Here is a 25,525-nt window from a genome sequence, read left to right on the forward strand (position 1 = left end):
GTCGGCCAAGCATTGGCGCCGGATGCCACTGTAGACCATTAATTGGCCGACCAAGGTAAAATTCTCGGAGACACTGTCCATGAGACAGTCGCACCCGCCGAGGAGGCCCCGATGACGCCCGAGACCGCGGCCGATCCCGTCTGTAGTGAGCCGCTGCCGAGCACCGCGCTCGGAGGGCCCGTCAGCCTTGCCGTCTCCCGCGTCGCCCGGCTGCATCGCATGGCCGCGGGCAAGCTGCTGCGGGGAGCCGGGCTCTACCCGGGGCAGGAACTGGTCATGATGCATCTGTGGGACGCGGGTGCCGTGCGCCAGGCGGAGCTGATCAAGGCCGTCGAGCTCGACCCGTCCACCGTGACCAAGATGCTCCAGCGGCTGGAACAGGCCGGACACGTCCGCCGCCGGCCCGACCCCTGTGACCGGCGCGCGGTGCTCGTCGAGGCCACCCAGGACAGCTGCGACCTGCACTCCGCGGTCGAGGCGGCCTGGGCGAACCTGGAGGAGCACACGCTCGCCGGGCTCGACCCCGACGAGCGCAGTGAGCTGACCCGGCTGCTCGGAAAGGTCGAGAAAAACCTCTGCATGCAGACGGCGGACTGCCCTGGCGCGCCTCAGCCGGACAGCAGGTCCAGCACCCGGTCCACGTCGGCGGCCGTGTTGTAGAGATGGAAGGCGGCGCGCAGATTGCCCGCCCGCTCCGCGACGATCACTCCCGCGCCGGCGAGATGGGGGACCCGGTCACCGAGCCCCGGCACGGCCACGATCGCCGAATCGCCGGGCACCGGCCGGTGCCCGAGTTCCGTCAGGCCTTCCCTGAACCGCAGGGCGAGCGCGGTGTCATGCGCGTGCACGGCGTCGATGCCCGTCTCTTCGAGCAGCGCGAGCGACTCCTTGGCGCCGTGGTAAGGGAGGTATGCGGGCGGTTCGTCGAACCGTCGGGCCGAGTGGGCAAGTTCCTCGATCCGCCCGTAGGTGCTGGCCCACAGTTCCTCGGCGGCGTAGGTCCCGGCGTGGATGGGCACCAGGGTCTGCTGGGACTGTTCGGTCACCGTCAGGAACGAGACGCCGCGCGGGCAGAGCAGAAACTTGAACGCGCCGGTGACAGTAAAGTCCCAGGCCGCCGCGTCCAGCGGCAGCCAGCCCGCCGACTGGCTGGCGTCGACGAGCGTACGTGCCCCGTGCGCGGCCGCCGCGGCCCGGATGGCGGGCATGTCGGCGATCCGGCCGTCCGAGGACTGCACCGATGAGAACGCCACCATCGAGGTGCCCGGTCCCACCGCGTCGGCCAGATGCTCCAGCGGGGCGTACCGCACCTTGAGATCGCCGCGCACGGTGAAGGGCGTGATCACCGAGGCGTACTCCCCCTCCGGGAAGAGGACTTCCTGGCCGGGGTGCAGTGAGGACGCGATCAGCCCGACGTGCACCGAGACCGAACCGCCGACGGCCACGCGCCCCTCGTCCACACCGCTCAGCCGGGCGAAGGACTGCCGGGCGGCGTCCACCGCCGACCATTCACCGGCGCCGCCCGGGCGTCCTGCCGCGAGCTCGTCCGCGAGCAGCTTCACCGCCGCGACGCTCCGGCGCGGAAGCAGGCCGCAGGTCGGGGTGTTCAGATACGTCATCTGCGGCGCGAACTCGGCGCCACCCAGGGTCTCCATGAGATCACCCTGCGGTGCCCTCAACGGCAGGTCAATCGCAAATCGTTGAGGGACACCCCTCAGCAGCGCTTAAGCGTGGGCTCCGGCCTGTGGGACCTCACACGAACCGTCGGTGTCGCAGACCGCCGCGTCCGCGCCGACCGGGGTGATGCCCGGCCCTGCCACGCCTGTTCCAGCGCCCTGGTGAAGAGCTCGGCGGGCCGGCCGCCCGACACGCCATAACGCCGGTCCAGAACGAAGAACGGCACACCGGTCGCACCCAGCTCGGCGGCCTCGCGCTCGTCGGCGCGTACGTCGTCGGCGTAAGCGTCCTGGTCGGCGAGAACCGCCCGGGCCTCGTTCGCCTCCAGACCCGCCTCGACCGCGAGGTCCACCAGGATCTCGGCATCGAGAAGGTCCTGGCGATCAGCAGCATCGCCGACTGACCTGCCGCAAGATCGTCGTCACCGCGCGAGAGGGGTCAGGATCCGTCGCGCAGCCCGTCGGGCCAGCCCGGCCGGAACTCGATCCTGTCGAAGGTCACCACACAGCCCTCGCCCACGGGGGACTGCGCCAGAAAGCCGACGAGCGCGGCCCCGGCCTGCTCCTCGGTGCCCAGGGCGAAGATCCGTACGAAGGTCCAGCGCTCGCCGTCCGTCGACGCGTGGAAGGCGAAAGCCTTGCCGGTGCGGCTGATCCGCAGCCACGCGCTGTCGCCGTCCACCTCGAAGGAGTTGGCGTCGTCGGAGTGGCCGCGGGTGACGACCGTGCAGACGGTGGGCTTGTCCGGGGAGAGTTCGAGGCAGAGCTTGGCCCACTCCCGTTCGCCGACGTGCAGATAGAGCACGCCGGCGTCGAAGGCCGCGGCGAAGCCGACGGTGACCCGTGCGATGAGCTGGAAGTCGCCCTCCGGTGCGCCGAGCAGGCGGGGCGCGTCGGAGGCCGGTTCCAGCGCATCGCCGGCGGGCGGGACGAAACGGTCCTGCCGGGCTCCTGCCCAGCCGGTCAGCATGCCCTTCTCGTACGACCAGTTGGCATCGGGGCCGTAGGGGCGCAGCGGGAAGGGGAGTTCGGGCAGTTCGATCTGGTCGCTCACGCACTCAGCTTCGCGGAGTCTCCTGGCGGCCGTCCACCCGACGCGGCAGCCCGAGCGGGTTGTCGTCGCGCAGCTCCGTAGGCAGCAGCGCCTGGGGGGTCGTCTGGTAGGTGACCGGGCGCAGCCAGCGCTCGATCGCGGTGGCCCCGACCGAGGTGGAAGTGGAGGTGGTGGCCGGGTAGGGGCCGCCGTGGTGCTGGGCGGGGGCGACGGCGACGCCGGTGGGCCAGCCGCCGACCAGGACGCGGCCCGCGAGCGGGGTGAGTTCGGCGAGCAGCTCGGCTCCGCGACCCTCGCCTGCGGCCTCACCGTCGGAGAGGTGGACAGTGGCGGTGAGGTTGCCCGTCAGGCGGCCGAGGACCGCGGTGATCTCGGCGTCGGACTCGTAGCGCGCGACGACGGTGACCGGTCCGAAGCACTCTTCGAGCAGCAGGTCGTGCGGGCCTTCGGTGGCCAGCAGCCGGGCCGGTACGGAGAGGAAGCCCGCGCTGACGGTGTGCTCGCCGCCCGCACCGGGAGTGATGGGGGCCTCCACCTGCGGCAGTGCCGCCCGCTCCCGTACGCCGTCGACAAAGGCCGCGCGCATCCGGTGGTCGAGCATCACGCCGGGCTCGGTCTCGCTGACGGCGTCCGTCAGGGACTTCAGCATCCGGTCGCCCGCCTCACCGGCGGGAACCAGGACAAGGCCGGGCTTGGTGCAGAACTGGCCCTCCCCCAGGGTCATCGATCCCGCGAGCCCGGCGCCGAGCTGCTCCGCCTGCTCGTCGGCCGCCGCCTCGGTGACCACGACGGGGTTGAGGGAGCCGAGTTCGCCGTGGAAGGGGATGGGCACGGGCCGGGCGGCCGCGGCGTCGAAGAGCGCACGCCCGCCGCGTACGGATCCGGTGAAGCCGGCGGCCGTGATCAGGGGGTGGCGAACCAGCTCGACGCCCGCTTCGAAGCCGTGCACCAGGACCACGACGTCCTCGGGCAGGCCCACGCGCTGGGCGGCCCTGCGCAGGACGGACGCGCTCAGTTCGGAGGTGGCGGGGTGGTCGGGGTGCGCCTTGACGACGACGGGGCAGCCGGCGGCCAGCGCGCTGGCGGTGTCGCCGCCGGGCACGGAGAAGGCGAGCGGGAAGTTGCTTGCGGCGTAGACGGCGACGACGCCGAGGGGGATCTTGTAGCGGCGCAGGTCCGGCCGCGGCGGCGTGCGGCTGCCGTCCGCGTGGTCGATGTGGATGTCGAGAAAGGCGCCTTCGTCGGTGACATCGGCGAAGGCACGCAACTGGGCGGTGGTGCGGGCGAGTTCTCCGGTGAGGCGGGTCGGGCCGAGCGCGGTCTCGGCATCGGCGGCCTCGATGACGTGCTCGCGCGCCTCGTCCAGGAGGTCGGCGGCGGTGCGCAGCAGGAGCGCGCGTACACTCCGGTCGGCGAGCGCGGGGCGGGCGGCGTGTGCGGCGCGGACCGCGCGGTCGATCTCCTCGGTCGTGGACTCCACCGCAACCTGCTCACGCGGGTTCCCGGTTCGGGGGTCGACACTCCAGACTGGTGCTGCTGCCACCGCGGCTTCCTTCCCGGTCTACTGCCCCCATCAGGGCTTTTGTTCGGTATTCTGAACAGCGTTCCTGATGATGAATGTATGGGGACTCTATTTCCGGGCGTTCTGCCCGGTCAAGAAGGGGCGAGGAGCAATGACGACTGCCGATTCCGGTGGGGCACAGGTCAAGTCCGCGGTGCGGACGGTGGAATTGCTCGAGTACTTCGCGGGGCGCCCCGGTATGCACTCGCTCGCCGCGGTCCAGGAGGCCGTCGGCTACCCCAAGTCCAGCCTCTACATGCTGCTGCGCACCCTGGTGGAGCTCGGCTGGGTGGAGACGGACGCGACCGGTACGCGTTACGGCATCGGCGTACGGGCTCTGCTGGTGGGCACCTCCTACATCGACGGCGACGAGGTCGTGGCCGCCGCCCGGCCCACTTTGGACCGGCTCTCCGACGACACCACGGAGACCATCCACCTCGCCCGGCTCGACGGCACCAATGTCGTCTATCTCGCCACCCGGCAGTCGCAGCACTACCTGCGCCCCTTCACCCGCGTCGGCCGCCGGCTGCCCGCCCACTCCACCTCGCTGGGCAAGGCGCTGCTCGCCACCCACAGCGACGAGCAGGTGCGCAAAATGCTGCCCGAGACCCTGGCGTCGCTGACCGAGCACACCATCACCGACCGCGAGAAGCTCATCGAGGAACTGCACCTGATCCGCGAGCAGGGCTACGCGGTGGACCGCGAGGAGAACACCCTCGGGCTGCGCTGCTTCGGTATCGCGATTCCGTACCGCACCCCGGCGCGCGACGCGATCAGCTGCTCGGTGCCGGTGGCCCGGCTCACCCCCGGCCACGAGCAGATGATCAAGGACGCGCTCTTCGACGCCCGCGACCGGCTCACACTCGCCACCCGGAGGCTCTGAATGTCACTGTCCATCGCGCTGCGTGAGGTCCGCGACAGCGATCTGCCGCACTTCTTCCGGCACATGAGCGATCCCGAGTCGAACCGGGTCGCCGCCTTCACCTGCGAGGACCCCACCGACCGGGCTTATTTCGACGCGCACTGGGCGCAGATACGCGCCTCGGACGCGGTCACGCGGACCGTGCTGGCCGACGGCGTGGTCGTCGGTCACACCGCGGTGTACGGACCGCCCGAGGAACTCGAGGTCACGTACTTCATCGACCGCGCGTACTGGGGCCGCGGCGTCGCCACCGCCGCACTGCGCGCGCTGCTCGAACTCGTACCGACGCGACCGCTGCACGCCCACGCCGCCGCCGACAACGCCCGCTCGATCCGGGTTCTCGAGAAGTGCGGATTCACCGTCACCGGCAAGGACCGGGGCTTCGCGCATGCCAGAGGCGCACAGACCGACGAGGTACTTCTCACCCTGGCGGGCTGAGCCCTCTCCGCCGTACGGCGGAGGCGAATCGTCGCGGCGCAGGAGGTGCCGGACCTGCCGTGCCGGGAGCGTGGTCGGCATGACACGGACACCACTCGCTCCCGTCTCCGGGGCCTTGGTCCCGCCTCGCGCCCCGCGTGCGAGCAGGGTGCTGCGCACCGTCACCATCGCTTCCTGCGTTCCGTATCTCTCGCTCAAGATCGCCTGGATCGCGGGCAGCAGGATCGGCATCCCCGACGGCAGCGTGCTGCTGGAGCACCGTGGCCTGACGGCCGTCGCCAACAGTGTCACCGTCCTGATGGACGGCGCTGTCATCGTCCTGGCCCTGCTGCTCACCCAGGCCTGGGGCCGCCGCGTCCCCGCCTGGCTGCTTGCCACACCCATGTGGATCGCCGGCGGTCTGCTCGCCCCGATCATGGTGGGCTTTCCGGTGCAGTTGCTGACCCACGCCGTCACCGGAGCCCGGCCCCGGCCGGCCGGGGACAAACCCTTCCTCGACGAGTGGGTCTTCGGGGTCGTCTACCCGGGCTTCATCGTCCAGGGCGTGGCTCTCGGAACCCTCTTCGTGCTCTATGCCCGGGAGCGCTGGGGCCATGTGTGGCGCGGGGTCGTGTGGGACCTGCCCCGTGCCGCCACGGGGCGGACGCTGAAGGTGACCGCCGTGGCCGGCGCCGTGCTGGCACTGTTCCCGGCCACGATGCACCTGCTGTGGGCCTGCGGTGCGAGGACCGGTCTGGCCGCGAACCGGATCGAGCAGCGTACGGCCGACTTCTACGTGCTCGAGGCGATCGACGTCGTGTTCGTGGCCGTCGCCGTGGCCGGAGCGCTGCTGCTCGCCTTCCGCCCGGTCCCCGCGCTGCGGGTGAGGACTCCGCTGGCCATGGCCTGGCTGGGCTCGGGCACGGTGGGCTGCTGGGGCATCTGGCTGCTGATCGCCGCGGTGCTGCCGGGCGCCGAAGAAGGGGAACGGGCATCGGGGTTGATGGCCCTGACCTACGCTGTGGGCATGATCGCCGGTCTGCTCGTCGTCACCGGGACCGCCTCGTTCCTGCGGCGGCGCGGGGCGTGAAGAGAGCGATCAAGGCGTCCACCCGGGCGCTGTTCGGGACGCGGGCCGGTCTTCGCTGGCTCCATCTGATCCTGGGCGGTGCCCTGTTGATGCCGTACTGGCTGGCGGGCACGGTGATCGTCGGCCCGCTCGTCGGGGCGAACAGCATGTTCTCCGACTCCCTCGCCCTGCAGTTCGGCGCGTACGCCGTCGCACTGCCGACGGCCGCGGTGACCGCGCTCTTCTTCCCGCTCACCAGACCGCTGGCGGTCGGCATGGCGAAGGCGCTGTGCGCGGTGCCCGCCGAGCGGTTCGCGGAGGGGCCGGCGCGCTCGCGGGCCGCGCGCCTGCGGGCCTCGGCCTGGTTCACGCTGCATGCGGGCATGGGCGCGCTGATCAGCGGCGCCTCGCTCGCGCTGCCGCCGTTCGCGGTGAGCCTGATCGTGCTGCCGCTCTTCCCGGCGCTGCGGGCGCGGCTCGAGTTGCCCCACTTCCCTGCCTGGCAGCTGGCCCTGTTCCCGTTTGCCGGAGTGGCCATGCTGATCGCGCTCGCGGCCTGTGCGGCGGCGGCCGGGGCGCTGCTGGCCCGACAGGCGCCGGTCCTTCTCGGCCCCACACCCGCGGACCGGCTGGCCGCCGCGGAGCGCCGGGCCACCGAGCTGGCCGAGCGCAACCGGCTCGCCCGGGAGCTGCACGACTCGGTGGGCCACGCGCTGAGCGCCGTCACCCTCCAGGCGGGCGCGGCCCGCAAAGTCCTGGAAAGCGATCCGGATTTCGTACGGGAGGCACTGGCCGCGATCGAGGAGACCACCCGCCGCACGGTGGGCGAACTCGACTGCGTACTGGGCCTGTTGCGCCACGACGACGATCACACCACCCAGCTCGACGGACCGACCCTGGACACGCTGGACGGACTGCTCGCGCGCAGTGGCGTCCTCGTGTCACTCACCGCCGACGGCGACCTGGCCGCCGTCCCCCCGCCGGTCTCGCGCGAGGCGTACCGCATCGTCCAGGAGGGGCTGAGCAACGCCCTGCGCCATGCCGGGGCGTCCCCGGTGACCCTGTGGATCGCCCTGCGCGGCGAGGAGTTGGAGATCACGATGGAGAATCCGCTGCCCGACAGGACCCCGGTGGTCCGTCCGGGAGGCGGCCGCGGAGTGCGCGGCATCACCGAGCGGGCCGCGCTGCTGGGCGGAGTGGCGCAGGCGGGAGCGCGGGGCGCGGTGTGGCGGCTGTCCGCGCTGTTGCCGCTGGGCGGTGAGCGGTGAGTGTGATCCGGGTCGTCCTCGCCGACGACGAGCGCATGGTCCGCACGGCGCTGCGCGTCATCCTGGACGCGGAGCCCGACCTGGAGGTGGTCGGCGAGGCGTCGACCGGTGCGGAGGCGGTGCCGGTGGTGCGTGAGCTGCGTCCCGACGTGGTCCTGATGGACGTGCGGATGCCTGAGATCGACGGCATCCGGGCCACCGAGCAGATCCTCGCCACGCTCGACGAGCCGCCGCGGATCGTGGTGGTGACGACCTTCGAGAACGACTCCTACGTGTACGACGCGTTGCGCGCCGGAGCCGCGGGCTTTCTGCTCAAGCGCGCGGCGGCCGAGGAGCTCGTCCAGGCGGTCCGCCTCGTGGCCCGCAGCGACTCGCTGCTCTTCCCCGCGGCCGTGCGCTCACTGGCCGCCGAGCACGGCAGCCGCCGCACCGCCGCTCCCCCGCCGTGGGCGGCGCGGCTGACCGAGCGCGAGGCCGAGGTGTTGCGCCTGATGGCGACGGGGCTGACGAACGCGGAGATCGCCGGGCGGATGGGCGTGGGGCCCGCGACGGCGAAGACGCATGTGGCCTCGGTCCTGGCGAAGACCGGCGCCAGGGACCGCACCCAGGCGGTTATCGCGGCGTACGAGTCGGGGTTCGTCTCACCGCGCTGAGGCACCTGCACGCGGATGAGGATTTCGGCGATGTGCTTGATGACCGCGCCGTCGGGGCAGAGGTTGCCGCGCAGCACCGCCACTCCGCCCTCCTGGGCGAGGGGGTTGTCGCGCGGGCGTATGACATCGGGGTTGTGCACGCGGGCACCAGCCAGCTGCTCGCGCGGGGTCGGATGCGCGACGGTGGGCCGGTCCAGATGCAGTACGTCGGACAACTGCCCCAGAAACGCGGCCCACGCCTCGGTCTCCCCCGTCCGTCCCTCACCCCAGCCGCGACAGCGCGGCCCCCACCCCTGCCAGGTCCGCGTCCGACGCCAACCCCGCGTGGTACAGCCGCAGTTCAGTCGCCCCCAGAGCCGCCGCACCCGCCGCGTCCTCCTCAAGCGTCCCCGGGCTGCCTCCCATCCCGCTCACGACCGTGAGGTTCGCCGCGAGCACCGCCCCGTCCGCCTCCTGCTCCGCGAAGGGGGACAGCAGCTGGGGGCCGCCCGTGCACGGCACGACCACCCCGTCCGCGACGGAGAGGATGTGCGCCGGGTCGACGCCCGCGTTGGCGCCGCAGTGGTGGGCGACCGGGTCGGCGTGGAGCAGGACCCGGAAGCCGTCGGGAGCCGCCGTCCGCACCGCACGGACGGCGGCCTCCTGGAGCGTGCGGGCCGTCCGCGTCCTGAACCGCAGTGTCGCCGCGGCGAGTTCGCGGCCGAGTAGCTTCTCGATCCCGGCGCCGGCCGGCTCCGCACCCGCCCAGACCGGTTCGAGCGCGGTGCGTACGGCCGCGGCCAGCAGCTCCGGTTCCAGGCCCTGCCCTGCGTAACCGTCTTGGCAGGAGCCGCAGAAGCACAGGGACATCAGATACTGCGCCGCGTCACCGAGCGCGACAGCTTCGGTCTTGTCGTGGGCGTGCAGGTGGGCAAGGCCGTACCAGCCACAGGACTCCAGCTCGGTGCCGCGGGCACCCTGCCGGGTCGCCGCCTCGGCCGCGAGGTCGACGAGGAGGGCACGGACGGGCGGCTGGGCGATGCACGGCGCCCAGGGGTAGCGGTCACCGTAGGCGTTGACGACGGAGGTGTCCGGATGGTCTTCGCCCAGGCGGGAGTTGTGGGCGAGGACCACCCACGTGTGGACCTCGAGTCCGGCGTCCGCGAGGGCCGCGGCGGCTTCCCCGTAGGCGTCCCCCGGCGCCCAGTTCCCCGCGGTGTACGGGCGCAGCTGGCGGCCCGCCCAGCGCTCCTCTTCCGGCTCGTAGAGCACGGCGGCATGCTGCGCGGTGACGATCCGGTGCCGGGGGTGGCGCGGGGTCAGTGCGCGCGTGGAGTGGTAGGCGGCGGCGAGGGTGACCTGCTGGACGCCGAGGCCGGCGACGCGGGCCGCGGCGTCGGGGTCACCGACGACGTCCCAGGGGTAGAGGAAGGCTGAGGTCTTCACGCGCTGTCCTCCAGCAGGGCGCGCCCCCGCTCGATGAGGTCGGCGAGGGCGGTGATGTGCGCGGGGAGAGGTTCACTCAGCGGCGGCCGTACGTCACCGACGTCGAGGCCTTCGAGCCGTACGCCCGCCTTGACGAGGGAGACGGCGTACCCGCGGCCGAGACTGCGCAGTTCGACGAGCGGCGCGTAGAAGCCGTCGAGGAGCCGGCCCGCGGTCTTGTCGTCTCCGGTCATCAGTGCGCGGTAGAAGGCGAGGGCGATGTCGGGTGCGAACGCGAAGACTGCCGAGGAGTACAGGGTGATGCCGATGCCGCGGTAGGCGAGGCCGGTGAGTTCGGCGGTGGGCAGACCGTTGAAAAAGAGGAAGTCCTCGTCGGGCATGTGGCGGCGGACGGCGCCGACGATGCGCTGCATCAGGTCGAGGTCGCCGTAGCCGTCCTTGAGGCCGATGATGCCGTCGGCCCGGGCGAGTTCGACGACGGTCTCGGGAGTGAAGACTGCGTTGTCGCGCTGATAGACGATCACATCGAGGGAGGTGGCTTCGGCGAGCGCGGTGTAGTGCCGCAGCAGTCCTCGCTGGTCGGCGACGACGAGATAGGGCGGCATCGCGAGCAGTCCGTCCGCGCCCGCGGCCTCGGCGGTCTTCGCGAACCGGACGGCGAGCGCGGTGCCGTAGCCCACGCCGGCGACGACCGGAATCTCCCCCGCGGTCTCGGCGACGGCCGCGGCGATGCAGTCGCCGAACTCCTCGGGGGTCAGGGCGTGGAACTCGCCCGTGCCGCAGCACGCGAAGACCGCGGCCGCCCCCGAGTCGATGCCGCGTCTGACATGGGCGCGGAAGACATCGAGGTCCAGGGCGCCGTCGGGTCCGTATGCGGTGACGGGGAAGAACAGCGGTCCTTGGACCCGGGTGAGCCGGGCGGCGAGCGGGGCTGAGGTCACTGGCGCTCCCTGGGCCGTGCACCGAGCCCGGAGACTCGTGCACAATTCTGATCGACGTCCATATTTCTGAACGCAATCACGCTAAGGCAGCCTCGCGGGGCAGGTCAAGACGGAAAGCCGCAACCCAGAGGCGGAGCCGGCCCGTCCGCGCCACACTTGACGGTGCCCGGACCACTTTCCAGCGCGTCCATGATGAACGCCTTCCATGGACCTGAGCGTCTTGAGGAGAACCATTCATGCCAGCTCCCCGCACCGTCCTGCTCACCGGCGCCGCCGGCGGCGTCGGCACACTGATGCGGGGACTGCTGCCCGCGTACGGCTACGAACTCCGGCTCTTCGATGCCACCCCCATCGAGGGCGTGCCGGACGCGATCACCGCCGACCTCGGCGACAAGGAGGCTCTGCGCGAAGCGGTACGGGGCGTTGACGCGATCATCCACCTTGCCGGCATTTCCCTGGAGGCCCCCTTCGAGAAGATCCTGCGCGCCAACATCGAAGGGACGTACAACCTCTACGAGGCTGCCCGTGAAGTGGGCGTGGAGCGCGTCGTCTTCGCCTCCACCAACCACACGGTCGGCTTCACCCCGCGCCCGCAAGGGGACGACCCCTTGATCCCCATCGACACACCGCGCCGCCCGGACACCTTCTACGGTCTGTCGAAGTGCTTCGGCGAGGACCTGGCCCAGCTCTACTGGGACCTGCACGGCATCCAGACCGTCTCCGTCCGCATCGGCTCCTGCTTCATGGAGCCCACGTCGGTACGGATGCTGTCGGTCTGGCTGAGCCCCGGCGACGGCGCCCGCCTCTTCCACGCGGCACTCACCGCCGAGAGCGTCGGCCACACCGTCGTCTACGGCTCCTCCGCCAACACCCGCCTGTGGTGGGACCTGTCGACGGCGCGCTCGCTGGGCTACGAACCGCAGGACGACTCCGAGCAGTACGCCGAGAAGCTCGTGGCCGAACAGGGCGAACTCGACCCGCACAACCCGGACCACGCGTATCTGGGCGGCCATTTCACCACCAACCCGCCCCAGTGGCCGTACTGACGTCCGCCACCGGGCATGCGGCCCGCACCCGGCCCGCTCATCAGTTGGCCCAAAGGTAAGGGAACGGTAAAGCGCCCTCGCTCGTTACCCCTGGCATGACAGCTATGACCCCCGGCTCGAACATCCCTCTCTCCGCCGCCCGCGTGGTGGTGGACGTCGCCGCCCCGGTTCGGCTCGACGTATCGAGCCTGCTGCTCACCGCCGACGGCAAGGTGCGCTCCGACGACGACTTCATCTTCTACAACCAGCCGGCGGGCCCCGGCGTGAGCTACCGGTCCGGCGGGGGCACCGCTCCCGACGCGATCGTGGTGGACACCTCCGCCGTCCCGCCCGGCATCGAGAAGATCGTCGTCACGGCGAGCCCGGACGCCGCCGGCCAGAGCTTCCAGGGCATCGAGCCCACCGCCACCATTCGCAATGCCGACGACGGCAGCGCGCTCGCCACCTTCACCCCGCCGCAGCTCGGCGCCGAGACCGCGCTCGTCGTCGTGGAGATCTACCGGCGCAACGGCGCCTGGAAGGCCCGTGCGGTCGGCCAGGGCTATGCGAACGGGCTGGCGGGCATCGCCACGGACTTCGGCGTCTCCGTCGACGAGGAGCCCGCCGCCGCCCCCTCGGCCCCTGCTCCCGTCGCACCGGCCGCACCCGCGCCGCCCGTCGATCCGCGTCTCGCCGCACCCGTGCCGCCCCCGCCGGCCGCTCCCCCGGCCCCCGCGCCCGGCGCAGGCAAGATCAACCTGGACAAGGGCCGCGTCAGCCTGCAGAAGAACCAGACGGTCTCGCTGGTCAAGGGTGGCCGCCCCCTGCTCTCCCAGGTCAAGATGGGCCTCGGCTGGGAGCCCGCCTTCCGCGGCAAGGACATCGACCTCGACGCCTCCGTCATCGCCTATGGGCCCAGCCGCAACCACATCGACAGCTGCTACTTCGGCAAGCTGTCGATCCTGAACGGCGCGATCAGGCACTCCGGCGACAATCTGACGGGCGAGGGCGCGGGTGACGACGAGGAGATCGTCGTGGATCTGGGCCGCATCCCGGCCGATGCGACGGGTCTGGTCTTCACGGTCAATTCCTTCTCGGGACAGAAGTTCACCGAGGTCGCCAAGGCCTACTGCCGGCTGGTCGACGCCGCGTCGGGCGAGGAGCTGGTCCGCTTCGATCTGACGGGCGCCGAGCCGCAGACCGGCGTGATGATGGCCAAGCTCATCAAGCAGTTCTCCGGCGAATGGGAGATGACCGCGATGGGCGACTTCGTGAAGTCCCGCACAGTGCGGGGCATGGTCAAGCCCGCCGCCCAGGCCCTGTGACGGGGACAGCCGCCGCGACCGACACCGCCGGGTCCGCCACCGATTCAGGTGATGGCGGGCCCGGCGGCCACGGTCTTCAGAGTTTGGCCAGCTTGGAGTATGGGCTCAGGATTCTTCCCTGGCGCCCCGAGAAGTCGACAAGCACGGCGGCGTTGTCTCCTTCGACTGCGATGACTCTTCCGAGCCCGAACTGGTCGTGCGAGACCCGGTCGCCCACTTCGTACTGCTCAATCGGCGGGGCGGCCGTGGCCGGTTTGTTGAAGGGACTGGAGGGCAAATAGCGGCGGGATCCGGCTGACTTTGTCATTACCTGGAGTATGGGCCCTCGGGGGCCCGCCACGCCACGTCAGAACCACCAGCTGTCGGCGTGGAGCGCCGGACGGCCGCCGAGATGGGCACAAAACGCCCTTGATCCGGCGCCGATTTCCCCGCGTTTCACCAGGTCGATCAGGTGCCGGCTCGATGTCCGTGCCTCTCGGTGCGCGCACCACTCCGATGAGTGAGGCGTCGTTCGGGAGCCACGAATCCCCGGTCCGGTTTGCGTGCTGCCGGTCCCCGAGCGCTCACCGAAGCGCCCGGGGACTCTCGGACTGGGCCCGGGGCTGACGCCTCCAGGGCCCCGTGATCGCGAGCATGATGCCCGGGGTCTGGATGTTGGCGTACAGCGTCCGTCCGTCGGGCGAGAAGACGACACCCGTGAACTCGCTGAACTCCGGCTCCTCCTCGGTGCCGATGTTCAGCTCGTTGCGCGCGATCGGGTAGGTGCGCCCGCGCTCGGTCGCGCCGAACAGGTGCTGGACGCCCTCGCCGTCCTCGGCGATGACCAGGCCCCCGTACGGGGAGACGGTGATGTTGTCGGGGCCGTCGAACGCGCCGTCCTTGGACGGGTCGGGGTTGATGCCGAGCAGCACCTTCAGGGTGAGGGTGCGGCGCTTGGGGTCGTAGAACCAGACCTGGCCGTCGTGCTGGACGGGGCTCTCCTCGCGGGCGTAGGAGGAGACGATGTACACGCCGCAGTCGCCCCACCACATGCCTTCGAGCTTCCGGGCGCGGGTGATGTCCTTGTCCCCGAACTGCTTGCGTACGGAGCTCGTGCGGCCGTCGCGCTCGGGCACGTCGATCCAGTCGACGCCGTAGACGGTGCCGATCTTGGTGGCGCGGGACAGGTCGTCGACGAAGCGGCCGCCGGAGTCGTAGCACTTGGTCGCCTGGAGCACGCCCGCGTCGTCGGCGAGGTGCCTGAGGTGTCCGCGGCCGTGCTCGAAGCCGTGCGGCGGGACCCAGCGGTAGAGCAGGCCGTTCGGACCCGAGGCGTCCTCGGTCAGATAGGCGTGACCGCTCCCGGGGTCGATGACGACGGCCTCGTGGGCGTACCGTCCGAAGGCCTTGACGGGCTTCGGCTCACGGTTGGAGCGCCGGTCGTACGGGTCGACCTCGAAGACGTAGCCGTGGTCCTTGGTCATGCCGTTCTTGCCGGCGAGGTCCTCGGTCTCCTCGCAGGTGAGCCAGGTACCCCACGGCGTGCGGCCCCCGGCGCAGTTGGTGGAGGTGCCCGCGATGCCGACCCACTGGGCGACCTCGCCGCTGCGGTGGACCTCGACGACCGAGCAGCCGCCGGACGCGGCCGGGTCGTAGACGAGACCCTCGGTGAGCGGCACCGGGTACTTCCAGCCGGAGCGGGGGCCCTTGAGCTCGTGGTTGTTGACGAGGAGGGTCACTCCGCGCGGCCCGTCGAAGGTGGCCGTGCCGTCGTGGTTGGAGGGGGTGAACTCACCCGAGTCCAGCTTGGTGATTCCGCTGTGCGTGATGATCCGGTAGCTGAATCCGGCGGGCAGCGCGAGGATCTTGTCCGGGTCGGGGATCAGCGGCCCGTAGCCGGGCGCGTGGCGGCCGTGACCGGCGGTCTCGACGGTTTCGGCCGTCTCCTCCGCGGCGAGCGCGCCGGGCGCGGTGGCGAGCGAGCCGACGACGCCGGTGAGGGCGACTCCGGCGCCGGTGAGCGCGGACTGTTTGGTGAATTCCCTGCGGGTGAGCGACATCGAGTACTCCTGGAGGAAACACATCCGGCTGGCTGATGACGGGCACACACTTACGCTCGCGCATAAACGGCGATTGAACTCCGGCCGACATCGAGAGGCCGCGCCGTCCATGAATGAGTCCGTGCGGTGCGCGCCTCCAAGCCCACGACACGGTACGACTGCTGACGCTACCCGCGTCCCCCGCGCCTCAACCTCCCCCGGACTCCGTCCCGGGGGACGAAGCTCAACCGCCCGACCGCGACCGCGCCTTGAACCCCGCCTTGCGCGCCTCCTTGGCCACCCGTTTGTCCGGGTGCAACCGCCCCATCGCGTCCAGCACATCCGCCGTCGCGGGGTGCTCCACCCGCCATGCCACCTCGAAGAAGCCGCTGTGCTGGCCGACGAGGCCCTCGACCAGACCCTGGAGCTCCTCCAGGTCCCCGGCCGCGTCCAGTTGCGCCGCGATCGTGTCGATCGCCAGCCAGAAGATCATCGACTCGGGCGGCGGCGGCACGTCCGAAGCGCCGCGTTCCGCCAGCCAGACCCGTGCCAGGCCACCCAGTTCCGCATCGTCCAGGACGGCCCGGACCGCCGGTTCGGCCTGCGGGCCGACCAGGGTGAGCGCCTGCTGGCAGTGCAGGCGCCGCAGCGGGGCGCCCGCGTCCGTACCCTGCGCCGCCGCCAGCAGATCGCGAGCCGAGTCGGCGGGGTCACGCCGGTCGAGCCACTGTTCCGTCTCGGCCCGCGCGGCCAGTTCGGGGTAGCGCGCGAGCCCGTCGAGCAGTACATCCGCGTCCTTGTCGGCCAGGTCGCCGACCGCGGGCGCATCGATCCCCGCCTCGAGCATCCGGGCCCGGATGCCGTAGAGCCCGAGGGGCGTGAGCTTGACCATCCCGTACCGGGCGACGTCCTCGTCGTCCACGGGCGGCGCGGGCTCCTCGCCCTCCTCCGCCATCAACGCCTCGTCCACCGGCCGGTATTCGACCAGGCCGACCGTCTCGAACAGCCGGAACTGGTCGTCCAGCCGCATCATCGCCTCCGACACCTGCTCCAGGACGTCGTCGGTCGGCTCGCCCATGTCGTCGGGCACGATCATCGACGCGGCGAGCGCGGGCAGCGGCACCGGCCCGTCCCCCGCGCCGCCTTCACTGGCGGTCAGCAGGTACAGGTTCCCGAGGACTCCGTCGAGGAATTCGGCCTCCGCGTCCGGGTCCCAGTCCAGCGCCTCGTAGTCGATCTCGCCGTCCTCGCGGATCGCTTGGGCCAGGTCGTCGAGGACGGGCGCGATGGCATCGGCGTGCACGGCCTCCAGCGCGTCCAGCCAGATCGAGAGGATGTCCTGCGGCGAGCCCGAGGTGATCAGCGCGAGGTTCTCACCCGCCGTGGCCGTGCCGTGCTCCGCGTCGTCGTCGGCCGGGTCCTGGACCTCGACGAGCCCGGTGTCCACGGCCGCGCGCCACGCCTCGCTCGCATACGCGGGTCCGTCGCCCTCCGCCCCGAGGCCCAGCTCCTCGGCGGCCGCGGGCAGCTGCTCGTCGGCGAGTTCGCCGCCCGCGCCGACCCGCGTGTCCGGCCCCGCCCAGCGGGCGAGCCGGACGGCCCTGGTCAGCAGCGGCGTGGCCAGCGCGTCCCGCGCCAGCTCCGCTTCCGAGTGCAGCCGAACCGGCGGGAGGGTGGGGCGGTCTTCGGGCATCTGGTACTTCTCCTCGGGGGCGTGCGGGGTCCGGGCGGCCCCCAGCGTAGACGTATTTCACCGGGTTTCGCCGCGCCGGGGGATACGCCCAGGACAGCCGCCGAGTGCCCCGGGCGGTCCGGCCCCGGCATCACCCCGCCCGCACCCTGGTTCACCGTCCCGTCCCCTTGCGTACACCCGTTGACTCTTGACAACTCCCCTGCCCACCAAAGAGATTGACGCGCGTAGAACTTGGCACCACCCCTCATCCCTCACATCCGGAGAACCTTGATGCCTTCCCCCGCCGTACCGAGAACCGCCGCCGTCGCCGCCGTCGTCTCCGTCGCGCTGGCCGCCGGCCTGCTCGCCGGCTCCTCCGCCGCATCCGCCGCCGGGATCCGGATCCACGACATCCAGGGCACCACCCGGATATCCCCGCTGGCCGGCCAGCAGGTGACCGAGGTCCCCGGCATTGTCACGGGCGTACGGACCTACGGCTCCAAGGGCTTCTGGTTCCAGGACACGCAGGCGGACGACAACCCGGCCACCAGCGAAGGCGTCTTCGTCTTCACCGGCTCCGCCCCCACCGTCGCGGTCGGCGACAGCGTGCTCGTCTCCGGCACGGTCGGCGAGTACATCCCGGGCGGCACGTCCTCCGGCAACCAGTCGATCACCCAGATCGCCAAGCCCACGGTCACCGTGGTCTCCTCCGGCAACGCGCTGCCCGCGCCGGTCACGATCACCGCCCGGTCGGTGCCCTCGGCGTACGCCCCGGCCGGCGACGCCGCCGCGGGCAACAGCATCAACGCGCTCCCGCTCGCCCCCGGTACGTACGCCCTGGACTACTACGAGTCCCTGGAGGGCACCGATGTGCGCATCGGCACCTCCCGCGTCGTCGGCGCCACCGACCCGTACGCCGAGCTGTGGGTGACGGTGAAGCCGTCCGAGCACCGCACCCCCCGTGGCGGCACGCTCTACGGCTCGTACACCGCTCAGAACACCGGCCGACTCCAGATCCAGCAGCTGACGCCGCTCGCCGAGAAGCCCTTCCCCAAGGCGAACGTCGGCGATGTTCTCTCCGGCACGACCGAAGGCCCCCTGGACTTCAACCAGTTCGGCGGCTACACGATCACGGCGCGCACGCTGGGCACGGTCACCGACGGTGGCCTGAAGCGTGAGTCGACGCGCAAGCAGAGCCGCGGCGAGCTCGCGGTCGCCACGTACAACGTGGAGAACCTCGACCCGAGCGACCCGCAGGAGAAGTTCGACGCGCTCGCGGCCGCCGTCGTCAATAACCTCGCCTCGCCCGACATCGTCGCCCTGGAGGAGATCCAGGACGACAACGGCGCCAAGAACACCGGCATCGTCACGGCGGGCGAGACGCTCAAGAAGTTCACGGCGGCGATCGCGGCGGCCGGCGGCCCGGCGTACGAGTGGCGCAGCATCGACCCCGAGAACAACAAGGACGGCGGCGAACCCGGCGGCAACATCCGCCAGGTCTTCCTCTTCAACCCCGAGCGGGTCTCCTTCACGGACCGTCCGGGCGGCGACGCGAAGACCGCGACCGCGGTCGTCAAGGGGGGCCAGGGCCGCGCGGCCCTGACGCTGTCCCCGGGCAGGGTCGACCCGGCGAACACCGCCTGGGAGAACAGCCGCAAGCCGCTGGCCGGCGAGTTCACCTTCCGCGGCCGTACGGTCTTCGTGATCGCCAACCACTTCGGTTCCAAGGGCGGCGACGAGGGCCTGACCTCGCACCACCAGCCGCCCAGCCGGTCCTCCGAGACCAAGCGTCTGCAGCAGGCGCAGGCCGTGAACGCCTTCGTCAAGGACATCCTCAAGACCGACCGCTGCGCCGATGTCCTGGTCCTGGGCGACATCAACGACTTCGAGTTCTCGGCGACGACGACGGCGCTCACCGACGGCGGTGCGCTGTACCCGGCGGTCAAGTCCCTGCCGCGCCGGCAGCGTTACTCGTACGTCTACCAGGGCAACAGCCAGGTGCTGGACCAGATCCTGACCAGCCCGGCGGTGGGCGACTTCAGCTACGACAGCGTGCACATCAACGCAGAGTTCGCGGACCAGAACAGCGACCACGACCCGCAGGTCCTGCGCTTCCGCCCGTAGGCCGCGTGCCGGTCACACGCCCGCGCAACAGCTCAGCGCGGGCGTGTGCCGGTTCGGGCCACAGCGCGTCAGCCGTGGCCGGTGTCAACAGCCCAGGCCGTGACGTCCAGTTCGGCCGCCGTGCCCATGTCGAGGAAGAAGGGGAGCGTCTGCTTCTCCTCTCCGACGGCAGGTGCGATCAGCAGATACGCGCCGGGCTTCGGCGGGTCGTAGGACGTCACGCGGTTCGTCCAGTTCAGTACGGACACCGCGCTCTTGCCGGGCGCGAGCGTGATCGGCTCAGGGCCACGGACCCTCCCCGCGTCCGCCTCTCCATGGGTGATCTTCAGCTTGAGCGGTTCACGGTCCTTGTCCAGGGCCCCGACCTGCGGATAGCCGTTGACGTGGTACGCACTGCGACCACAGTTCCTCAGCTCGATCACAGTGGCCCGGCGCCCCATCGCGGCGTTCACCTCACCAGTGCTGATCACCACACCGGAGGCGGGACACGCCGTCGGCCCGGGCGCCGGAGCCGTCCCGGGAGTGTGGGTCGCCCCCGGCCGCCCGTCGTACGGGCGGGGGGACGCGGACAGGGAGTCGGCCTTCACCCGCCACTCCCAACTGGGGTCCGCCGCACCCCGCGGCGGCTCCTTCTCGCTCGCGCAGCCGCTCAGCACCACGGCCGCCATCACCACCAACGTGGCCACTCCGGTCCGCCTCACAGCAGATGCCCCCCATGTCGGTCCTGCCTCATCCGGTCCCGATCATGTCAGAGGTGAACGCCCCGGCCCTGCCTGCCCGTTCAGTTCCGGCCGCCGCACAGCCGAGCGCCAACTCGTCAGCTCCGCTTGCCCCTCACCCCAAGCAGATCTAAGTGGACCTTCACCGTCCAGCAGCCGACACTGCGGAACATGACCCTTTCCCGCCCTTTCGGCCGTGCGCTCTGCGCGATGATCACGCCCTTCACCGCCACCGGCGAGCTGGACCTGGAGGCAGCCGCCCGCCACGCGGTCCATCTGGTGACCGAGGGCTGCGACGGACTGGTGCTGAACGGCACCACGGGCGAGTCCCCGACCACGACCGACACCGAGAAGACCGCGCTGGTACGCGCCGTGCGGGAGGCGGTGGGTGACACGGCGTCCGTCGTGGCGGGCGTCGGCAGCGCGTCCACGCGGCACACGGTCGAGCTGGCACGCGCGGCCGAACAGGCCGGCGCGGACGGCCTGTTGGTGGTCACGCCGTACTACAGCCGCCCACCGCAGGACGCGATCGAGGCGCACTTGCGTACGGTCGCGGACGCGACGTCACTTCCGGTGATGCTTTATGACATCCCCTGCCGCACCGGCACCCGTATCGAGGTCGACACGATGCTGCGGCTGGCCGGCCACCCGCGGATCGTCGCCGTCAAGGACTGCTCGTACGACCTGCTCGGCTCGGCCAAGGTGATCACCCGCACCTCGCTGGCGTACTACTCGGGCAGCGAGGAGCTGAACCTGCCGCTGTACGCGGTGGGCGGCGCGGGTTATGTCAGCACGGTAGCCAATGTCGCACCGCGTCCGTTGCGCGCGGTGCTCGACGCGTACGACAAGGGCGACACGGCCGCGGCCGCCCACCTGAACGGCCGTACGCTCCCACTGGCCGAACTGATGATGGCCTCGGGCCTGCCGGGCACAGTGACGGCGAAGGCGCTCCTGGACGCGGGCCCGGTCCGCGAACCGCTGCGGCCCGCGGGGCGCGAGGCGGTCGACCGGTTGCGCGCGGCGTACGAGGAGCTGCACCGCAGCTCCTCCGGCGTCCGACGGAGGAGCTGAGGGTTGCGGGCCGCGACTAGTTGTGGCTGTGCAGCACGTCGTTGAGCCCGCCCCACACCGCGTTGTTCGGGCGCGCCTCCACCGATCCGGTGACCGAGTTCCGGCGGAAAAGGATGTTGCTCGCGCCGGAGAGCTCCCGCGCCTTGACGATCTGGCCGTCGGGCATGGTGACCCGCGTTCCTGCCGTGACGTACAGCCCCGCCTCGACCACGCACTCGTCGCCGAGCGCGATCCCGACGCCCGCCTCGGCACCGATCAGGCAGCGCTCGCCGATGACGATACGGACGTTGCCGCCGCCGGAGAGCGTGCCCATGGTGGACGCGCCGCCGCCGATGTCGGAGCCGTCGCCGACGACGACGCCCGCGGAGATGCGGCCCTCGACCATCGACGTGCCGAGCGTGCCGGCGTTGAAGTTCACGAAGCCCTCGTGCATGACGGTGGTGCCCTCGGCGAGGTGCGCACCGAGACGGACGCGGTCGGCGTCGGCGATACGCACGCCCTTGGGCGCGACGTAGTCCGTCATCCGGGGGAACTTGTCGATGCTGGTCACGGCGAGGTGCAGGCCCTCGGCGCGGGCGTTGAGGCGCACGGTCTCGACCTGGTCGACGGCGACCGGGCCGAGCGAGGTCCAGGCGACGTTGGAGAGCAGCCCGAAGACGCCGTCCAGGTTCTGGCCGTGCGGCTGGACGAGCCGGTGGCTCAGCAGGTGCAGGCGCAGATACGCGTCGTGGGCGTCCAGCGGCTTGTCGTCGAGAGAGGCGATGACCGTACGGACGGCAACGACCTCGACGCCACGGCGGGCGTCCGGGCCGATGGCCTTGGCCGCGCCCTCGCCGAGCAGCTCGACGGCACGCTCGGCGGTCAGCCGCTCGGTCCCGGCGGGGCCGGGCTCGGCGGACAGCTCGGGGGCGGGGAACCAGGTGTCGAGTACGGTGCCGTCGGTGGTGAGCGTGGCGAGCCCGGCGGCGACGGCGCCGGTGGTGCGAGGAGCAGTGGTGTCGGTCATACGGAGAACCTAACCGGCGAGGGCGGGCGGGTGCGAACCGGTCTCACGTCCCGGTCGCGGGCCCACCGTCAGGCACCCGGCGCCGCGATGATCCGTGCCAGCATCTCGCGCGCGTACTCCACCTCGTAGGGCGTGTCCGTCAGCAGCACCTGCAGACAGATCCCGTCCATCAGCGCCACCAGCGCCCGCGCTGTGACCGGATCGGTCCGCCGGGCCAGGATCTCGGTGAGGCCTTCGCACCACTCCGCTGCGACCGGCCGCAGCGCGGGCCGCCGCAGGGCCGCCACATAGAGCTCGTACTCCAGCTCCACGCCGGTGCGCTCCCCGGCCAGCCACTCCCCCATCAGCCGGGCCAGCTCTTCGGCGACATCGGCGCCGGGGTCCTTGAGCGCCCCGCTGTCCCGTACCGCCGCCGCGAATCCCTCGTTGGTCCGGCGCAACGCGGCGACCATCAGCTCGTCCAGGGAGGCGAAGTGGTAAGTCGTCGAGCCGAGCGGAACATCCGCCTCGGCCGCCACGGTGCGGTGGCTGAGCCCTCCGATGCCCTTCGTGGCGACCACCCGGATCGCCGCCTCGATGATGCGCAGGCGCCGCTCGGGGTCGTAGCGCCGTGCCATCAGTGCGCCCCGGCCGTGGTGAGCACGACAACCCCGGCGATCACCAGGGCGATCCCGGTGATTTTGACGAGGCTGGCCGACTCGCCCAGGAAGAGCATGCCGATCGCGGCGATGGCCGCCGTACCGACGCCCGCCCAGATCGCATACGCGGTGCCCACCGACAGGGTCTTGAGCGTCTGCGCGAGCAGCGTGAAGGCGAGCAGATAGCCCGCGACCGTGAGCAGTGAGGGCCACAGCCTGGTGAAGCCCTCGCTGTACTTCATGGCCGTCGTCCCGGCCACCTCCGCCGCGATGGCCGCGGCGAGCAGTCCGTATCCCATGCGTACGAGTGTACACATCGTTGCGTACGCTCGTACACAACGGCGGATCGGGCAATGTACGGCGTTCGGCGCCGCCCGCCGGGCCGGCCGCCGCCACGAGAACGCCTGGCCGCGGTGACCCGGCCCGCCCCACCCCGCTACGGTGTCCCGTCCGACCAGGCAGAACACACCCGGGGCCCCACAGCGCCCTGGCCGACGACGCGCGGGAGACACGCAAGTGGCATACGGAAACACACCTCCAACCGGACCACCCCCCGGGTGGGGAGGCTGGATGCCCCCGCCGCCGCCCCGGCCCGGGGTGATCCCGCTGGCCCCGCTCGGACTCTCCGACGTCCTCGGTGGCGCGTTCAGCACGATCGGCCGCTACTGGAAACAGCTGTTCGGCATAGCCGCGACCGTCTACGGCGCGGCGGCGGCCGCCTTCGCCGTGGCGCTGGCGACGACGTACGCGGTCGTCGGCGACCACCTGCGGGCGATCTACGACGCGACGAGCGCCGAGCCTCCCGAATGGGACGACATCGGCCCGCTGCTCCTGGCCTTCCTGGCCGTCTGGGGCGTGGGCATGATCACCTTCCTGCTGGCCACCGCGATGGTGTACGCGAGCGTTCCGGCGGTCCTCCAGGACGCGGTGCTGGGCAGGCCGACCACGTTCGGCGTCGTCTGGCGGCGGGCGGCAGCCCACGTACCGGCCGTGATCGGCACCGTGTTCCTCATCGGCCTGGTCACCCTGGTCCCGCTCGCCCTGTTCCTCACGGCTTTCGTCGGCCTGATGATCGCGCTGCTGGCGGCGGGCAACGGGCCGCTGATCGTGCCTCCGCTCGCCTTTCTCGGCGCACTGGCGACGGCGCCGCTGGCCGTCTGGCTCTGGGTGAAGTTCTCTCTCGCCCCGGCCGCGGCGGTCTTCGAGGGCCAGGGCGCACTTGCGGCGATGCGCCGCTCGTCGAAGCTGGTACGCGGCGACTGGTGGCGGATCTTCGGCATCACGCTGCTCACCGGCATCATGGCCGCTGTCGCGGCCTATGTCGTCCAACTGCCGCTCAGCTTCATCCAGATGCTCCCCGGCATGATCGGCAGCTCGGACCTCGGCTCCGACCCGAGCGGATCGCAGGTCATGGTCTACCTCGGCGGCGCGATCCTCCTGGGCCTGGTGAGCCAGCTGATCGGACAGGTGCTCGTCGCCCCGTTCCCGCAGCTGATCGCGAGCCTGCTCTACGTCGACCGCCGGATCCGCACGGAGAACCTGGCCCCGGCCCTCGCCGAGGCCGCCGCCGTGCCGCCCGCCTACTGAGCAGCTGATCAGTCGAGCAAAGTCTTCTTCGGGCGCAGTACGCAGAACTCGTTGCCCTCGGGGTCGGTGAGCACCACCCAGGTCGCCGCCGACCCCTGCCCGACATCGGCCCGCCGCGCCCCCAGCCCGATGATCCGCTCGACCTCGGCGGCCTGGTCATCGGGCGTGAGGTCGATGTGCAGCCTGTTCTTGCCGGACTTGTGCTCGGGGACGGGCACGAACGTGATTCCCGGCAGGGAGAACTCGTCCGCCCCGATCACGATCTCGTCCTCGGCCTCGAAGACCACCTTCCAGTCCAGGACCTGGCTCCAGAACCGGGCGAGCGCCGGCAGATCGTGGGCGTCGATGACGACGGTGTACAGCGAAACGGCCATGCCTGCCAGTGTGCCGTCGACCCGTGACGGTGAACCACGCGGCGCGCGACTTCTTCCATTCGGGGTGGGTGAGGTCCTTGGCCCGGGTGCCGTCACCGTACAGATCGGCAGAGCCGTTGTCCGTGATCAGCTGTGGCGCGGCCCCCGGCACCGAAAAGGCATGCCGGGGGCCGCGCCACACAGAGACGATCAGACGTTGAAGCCCAGCGCGCGCAGCTGCTCGCGCCCGTCGTCCGTGATCTTGTCCGGGCCCCACGGCGGCATCCAGACCCAGTTGATCTTCAGCTCGTTGACGATGCCGTCCGTCGCCGCCTTCGCCTGGTCCTCGATCACATCGGTCAGCGGGCAGGCCGCGGACGTCAGCGTCATGTCCAGGGTGGCGATGTTGGACTCGTCGATGTGGATGCCGTAGATCAGGCCGAGGTTGACGACGTCGATGCCCAGCTCGGGGTCGACGACGTCGTACAGCGCCTCGCGGACCTCGTCCTCGGACGCCGGCTTCATCGTGGCTGTCTCGTTGTCAGTCATGCCCTATTCCCTTCGGACAGCGCCTGCGCCGTCGCGTCCTTCCACGCCATCCAGCTCAGCAGAGCGCACTTCACCCGGGCGGGGTACTTGGAGACACCGGCGAACGCGACCGCGTCCTCCAGCACCTCCTCCATCGCGTCGTCGGGCTCGATCTGGCCCTTGGACTGCATCAGCTCCAGGAAGGTCGCCTGGATCTTCTGCGCCTCGGCCAGCTCCTTGCCGACCAGCAGCTCGTTCAGTACGGAGGCGGAGGCCTGGCTGATCGAACAGCCCTGGCCCTCGTACGACACGTCCTCGATCCGTGAACCGTCGTACTTCACGCGGAGCGTGATCTCGTCACCGCACGTCGGATTGACGTGGTGCACTTCGGCGTCGCCATCCCGCAGACCACGCCCGTGGGGGTGCTTGTAGTGGTCCAGGATGACTTCCTGGTACATCGAATCCAGCTTCAC

General features: G+C 71.0%; 26 protein-coding genes and 2 pseudogenes. 11 read left to right on the forward strand and 17 right to left on the reverse strand.

Going from position 1 to position 25,525, the window contains the following annotated elements; translation table 11 throughout:
* The first annotated feature begins 111 nt into the window (after nt 1-111).
* A complete protein-coding gene (locus FBY35_RS25940) occupies nt 112-660 on the forward strand; it encodes a MarR family winged helix-turn-helix transcriptional regulator (protein ID WP_142216393.1) in 549 nt (182 codons plus the stop codon).
* Here FBY35_RS25940 and FBY35_RS25945 read toward each other — a convergent pair.
* The 4 genes and pseudogenes from FBY35_RS25945 to FBY35_RS25960 form a co-directional block, all read right to left on the reverse strand.
* Nucleotides 609-1,655, reverse strand: coding sequence for an aminotransferase class V-fold PLP-dependent enzyme (locus FBY35_RS25945; RefSeq protein WP_142216394.1), 1,047 nt, complete (start codon nt 1,653-1,655; stop codon nt 609-611). The genes FBY35_RS25940 and FBY35_RS25945 overlap by 52 nt on opposite strands.
* 69 nt (nt 1,656-1,724) lie before the next feature.
* Nucleotides 1,725-2,032: pseudogene (locus FBY35_RS25950) on the reverse strand (DsbA family protein); the annotation flags it as partial.
* Nucleotides 2,033-2,115: 83 nt separating this feature from the next.
* A complete protein-coding gene (locus tag FBY35_RS25955) occupies nt 2,116-2,730 on the reverse strand; it encodes a DUF1349 domain-containing protein (RefSeq protein ID WP_260848819.1) in 615 nt (204 codons plus the stop codon).
* A 4-nt stretch (nt 2,731-2,734) separates the two neighbouring features.
* Complete coding sequence (locus FBY35_RS25960) at nt 2,735-4,273, reverse strand: aldehyde dehydrogenase (NADP(+)) (protein WP_142216395.1); 1,539 nt, start codon at nt 4,271-4,273, stop codon at nt 2,735-2,737.
* 130 nt (nt 4,274-4,403) lie between these two features.
* Between FBY35_RS25960 and FBY35_RS25965 the strand changes: the two genes are divergently transcribed.
* From FBY35_RS25965 to FBY35_RS25985, 5 genes are all read left to right on the forward strand, one after another.
* Nucleotides 4,404-5,174, forward strand: coding sequence for an IclR family transcriptional regulator (locus FBY35_RS25965; protein ID WP_142216396.1), 771 nt, complete (start codon nt 4,404-4,406; stop codon nt 5,172-5,174).
* Nucleotides 5,175-5,651, forward strand: a complete 477-nt coding sequence (locus FBY35_RS25970; RefSeq protein ID WP_186357069.1) for a GNAT family N-acetyltransferase — start codon at nt 5,175-5,177, stop codon at nt 5,649-5,651. It abuts the gene before it with no gap.
* A 79-nt stretch (nt 5,652-5,730) separates the two neighbouring features.
* The gene (locus FBY35_RS25975) at nt 5,731-6,720 is read left to right on the forward strand and encodes a hypothetical protein (protein ID WP_260848820.1); all 990 of its coding nucleotides are present in this window, start codon (nt 5,731-5,733) and stop codon (nt 6,718-6,720) included.
* A complete protein-coding gene (locus FBY35_RS25980) occupies nt 6,717-7,967 on the forward strand; it encodes a sensor histidine kinase (RefSeq protein WP_260848821.1) in 1,251 nt (416 codons plus the stop codon). Before FBY35_RS25975 ends, FBY35_RS25980 begins: the two co-directional genes overlap by 4 nt.
* A 5-nt stretch (nt 7,968-7,972) precedes the next feature.
* A complete protein-coding gene (locus FBY35_RS25985) occupies nt 7,973-8,620 on the forward strand; it encodes a response regulator transcription factor (protein WP_142218168.1) in 648 nt (215 codons plus the stop codon).
* Between the two features lie 26 nt (nt 8,621-8,646).
* Here the strand turns inward: FBY35_RS25985 and FBY35_RS25990 are convergent.
* From FBY35_RS25990 to FBY35_RS26000, 3 genes and pseudogenes are all read right to left on the reverse strand, one after another.
* Nucleotides 8,647-8,829 (reverse strand): annotated as a pseudogene (locus FBY35_RS25990) (dihydroxy-acid dehydratase); the annotation flags it as partial.
* A 52-nt stretch (nt 8,830-8,881) separates the two neighbouring features.
* Nucleotides 8,882-10,045: a hypothetical protein gene (locus FBY35_RS25995; RefSeq protein ID WP_142216397.1), complete on the reverse strand. Its 1,164-nt coding sequence runs from the start codon at nt 10,043-10,045 to the stop codon at nt 8,882-8,884.
* On the reverse strand, nt 10,042-10,986 hold the full coding sequence (locus tag FBY35_RS26000) for a 5-dehydro-4-deoxyglucarate dehydratase (RefSeq protein ID WP_142216398.1): 945 nt from the start codon (nt 10,984-10,986) through the stop codon (nt 10,042-10,044). The genes FBY35_RS25995 and FBY35_RS26000 overlap by 4 nt, the downstream gene beginning before the upstream one ends.
* Nucleotides 10,987-11,222: 236 nt before the next feature.
* Between FBY35_RS26000 and FBY35_RS26005 the strand changes: the two genes are divergently transcribed.
* Both FBY35_RS26005 and FBY35_RS26010 read left to right on the forward strand, forming a co-directional pair.
* Nucleotides 11,223-12,032: an NAD(P)-dependent oxidoreductase gene (locus tag FBY35_RS26005; protein ID WP_142216399.1), complete on the forward strand. Its 810-nt coding sequence runs from the start codon at nt 11,223-11,225 to the stop codon at nt 12,030-12,032.
* Nucleotides 12,033-12,127: 95 nt separating this feature from the next.
* Nucleotides 12,128-13,336, forward strand: coding sequence for a TerD family protein (locus FBY35_RS26010; protein ID WP_142216400.1), 1,209 nt, complete (start codon nt 12,128-12,130; stop codon nt 13,334-13,336).
* Nucleotides 13,337-13,412: 76 nt separating this feature from the next.
* Here the strand turns inward: FBY35_RS26010 and FBY35_RS26015 are convergent, their stop codons facing one another.
* The 3 genes from FBY35_RS26015 to FBY35_RS26025 all read right to left on the reverse strand — a co-directional run bounded on the left by FBY35_RS26015 (nt 13,413) and on the right by FBY35_RS26025 (nt 17,047).
* A complete protein-coding gene (locus FBY35_RS26015) occupies nt 13,413-13,643 on the reverse strand; it encodes a hypothetical protein (RefSeq protein ID WP_142216401.1) in 231 nt (76 codons plus the stop codon).
* Nucleotides 13,644-13,899: 256 nt separating this feature from the next.
* A complete protein-coding gene (locus FBY35_RS26020) occupies nt 13,900-15,375 on the reverse strand; it encodes an alkaline phosphatase PhoX (protein ID WP_142216402.1) in 1,476 nt (491 codons plus the stop codon).
* Between the two features lie 223 nt (nt 15,376-15,598).
* Nucleotides 15,599-17,047, reverse strand: coding sequence for a hypothetical protein (locus tag FBY35_RS26025; protein WP_142216403.1), 1,449 nt, complete (start codon nt 17,045-17,047; stop codon nt 15,599-15,601).
* 270 nt (nt 17,048-17,317) lie between these two features.
* On the opposite strand from FBY35_RS26025, the gene FBY35_RS26030 reads away from it, so the two are divergent.
* The gene (locus tag FBY35_RS26030; RefSeq protein WP_142216404.1) at nt 17,318-19,150 is read left to right on the forward strand and encodes an endonuclease/exonuclease/phosphatase family protein; all 1,833 of its coding nucleotides are present in this window, start codon (nt 17,318-17,320) and stop codon (nt 19,148-19,150) included.
* 68 nt (nt 19,151-19,218) lie between these two features.
* Here FBY35_RS26030 and FBY35_RS26035 read toward each other — a convergent pair whose 3' ends face one another.
* Nucleotides 19,219-19,836 (reverse strand): DUF4232 domain-containing protein, encoded by a 618-nt coding sequence (locus FBY35_RS26035; protein ID WP_142216405.1) that lies wholly within the window; start codon nt 19,834-19,836, stop codon nt 19,219-19,221.
* A 204-nt stretch (nt 19,837-20,040) separates the two neighbouring features.
* On the opposite strand from FBY35_RS26035, the gene dapA reads away from it, so the two are divergent.
* A complete protein-coding gene (gene dapA, locus FBY35_RS26040; protein ID WP_142216406.1) occupies nt 20,041-20,940 on the forward strand; it encodes a 4-hydroxy-tetrahydrodipicolinate synthase in 900 nt (299 codons plus the stop codon).
* Between the two features lie 16 nt (nt 20,941-20,956).
* On the opposite strand, the gene dapD is transcribed toward dapA, so the two are convergent.
* From dapD to FBY35_RS26055, 3 genes are all read right to left on the reverse strand, one after another.
* Entirely contained in the window at nt 20,957-21,946 is a 990-nt protein-coding gene (gene dapD, locus FBY35_RS26045) for a 2,3,4,5-tetrahydropyridine-2,6-dicarboxylate N-succinyltransferase (RefSeq protein ID WP_142216407.1), read from the reverse strand.
* A 68-nt stretch (nt 21,947-22,014) separates the two neighbouring features.
* Nucleotides 22,015-22,563, reverse strand: a complete 549-nt coding sequence (locus FBY35_RS26050; protein ID WP_142216408.1) for a TetR/AcrR family transcriptional regulator — start codon at nt 22,561-22,563, stop codon at nt 22,015-22,017.
* Nucleotides 22,563-22,883: a multidrug efflux SMR transporter gene (locus tag FBY35_RS26055; RefSeq protein ID WP_142216409.1), complete on the reverse strand. Its 321-nt coding sequence runs from the start codon at nt 22,881-22,883 to the stop codon at nt 22,563-22,565. The genes FBY35_RS26050 and FBY35_RS26055 overlap by 1 nt, the downstream gene beginning before the upstream one ends.
* A 271-nt stretch (nt 22,884-23,154) precedes the next feature.
* Between FBY35_RS26055 and FBY35_RS26060 the strand changes: the two genes are divergently transcribed.
* A complete protein-coding gene (locus FBY35_RS26060) occupies nt 23,155-24,171 on the forward strand; it encodes a hypothetical protein (protein WP_142216410.1) in 1,017 nt (338 codons plus the stop codon).
* An 8-nt stretch (nt 24,172-24,179) separates the two neighbouring features.
* On the opposite strand, the gene FBY35_RS26065 is transcribed toward FBY35_RS26060, so the two are convergent.
* The 3 genes from FBY35_RS26065 to sufU form a co-directional block, all read right to left on the reverse strand.
* Nucleotides 24,180-24,545 (reverse strand): VOC family protein, encoded by a 366-nt coding sequence (locus tag FBY35_RS26065; protein ID WP_142216411.1) that lies wholly within the window; start codon nt 24,543-24,545, stop codon nt 24,180-24,182.
* Nucleotides 24,546-24,734: 189 nt separating this feature from the next.
* Nucleotides 24,735-25,073, reverse strand: a complete 339-nt coding sequence (locus FBY35_RS26070) for a metal-sulfur cluster assembly factor (protein WP_142216412.1) — start codon at nt 25,071-25,073, stop codon at nt 24,735-24,737.
* Nucleotides 25,070-25,525: a Fe-S cluster assembly sulfur transfer protein SufU gene (gene sufU / locus FBY35_RS26075; RefSeq protein ID WP_142216413.1), complete on the reverse strand. Its 456-nt coding sequence runs from the start codon at nt 25,523-25,525 to the stop codon at nt 25,070-25,072. The genes FBY35_RS26070 and sufU overlap by 4 nt, the downstream gene beginning before the upstream one ends.

Origin of the sequence: Streptomyces sp. SLBN-118 (genome assembly GCF_006715635.1) — a bacterium.
Lineage (GTDB): Bacteria > Actinomycetota > Actinomycetes > Streptomycetales > Streptomycetaceae > Streptomyces.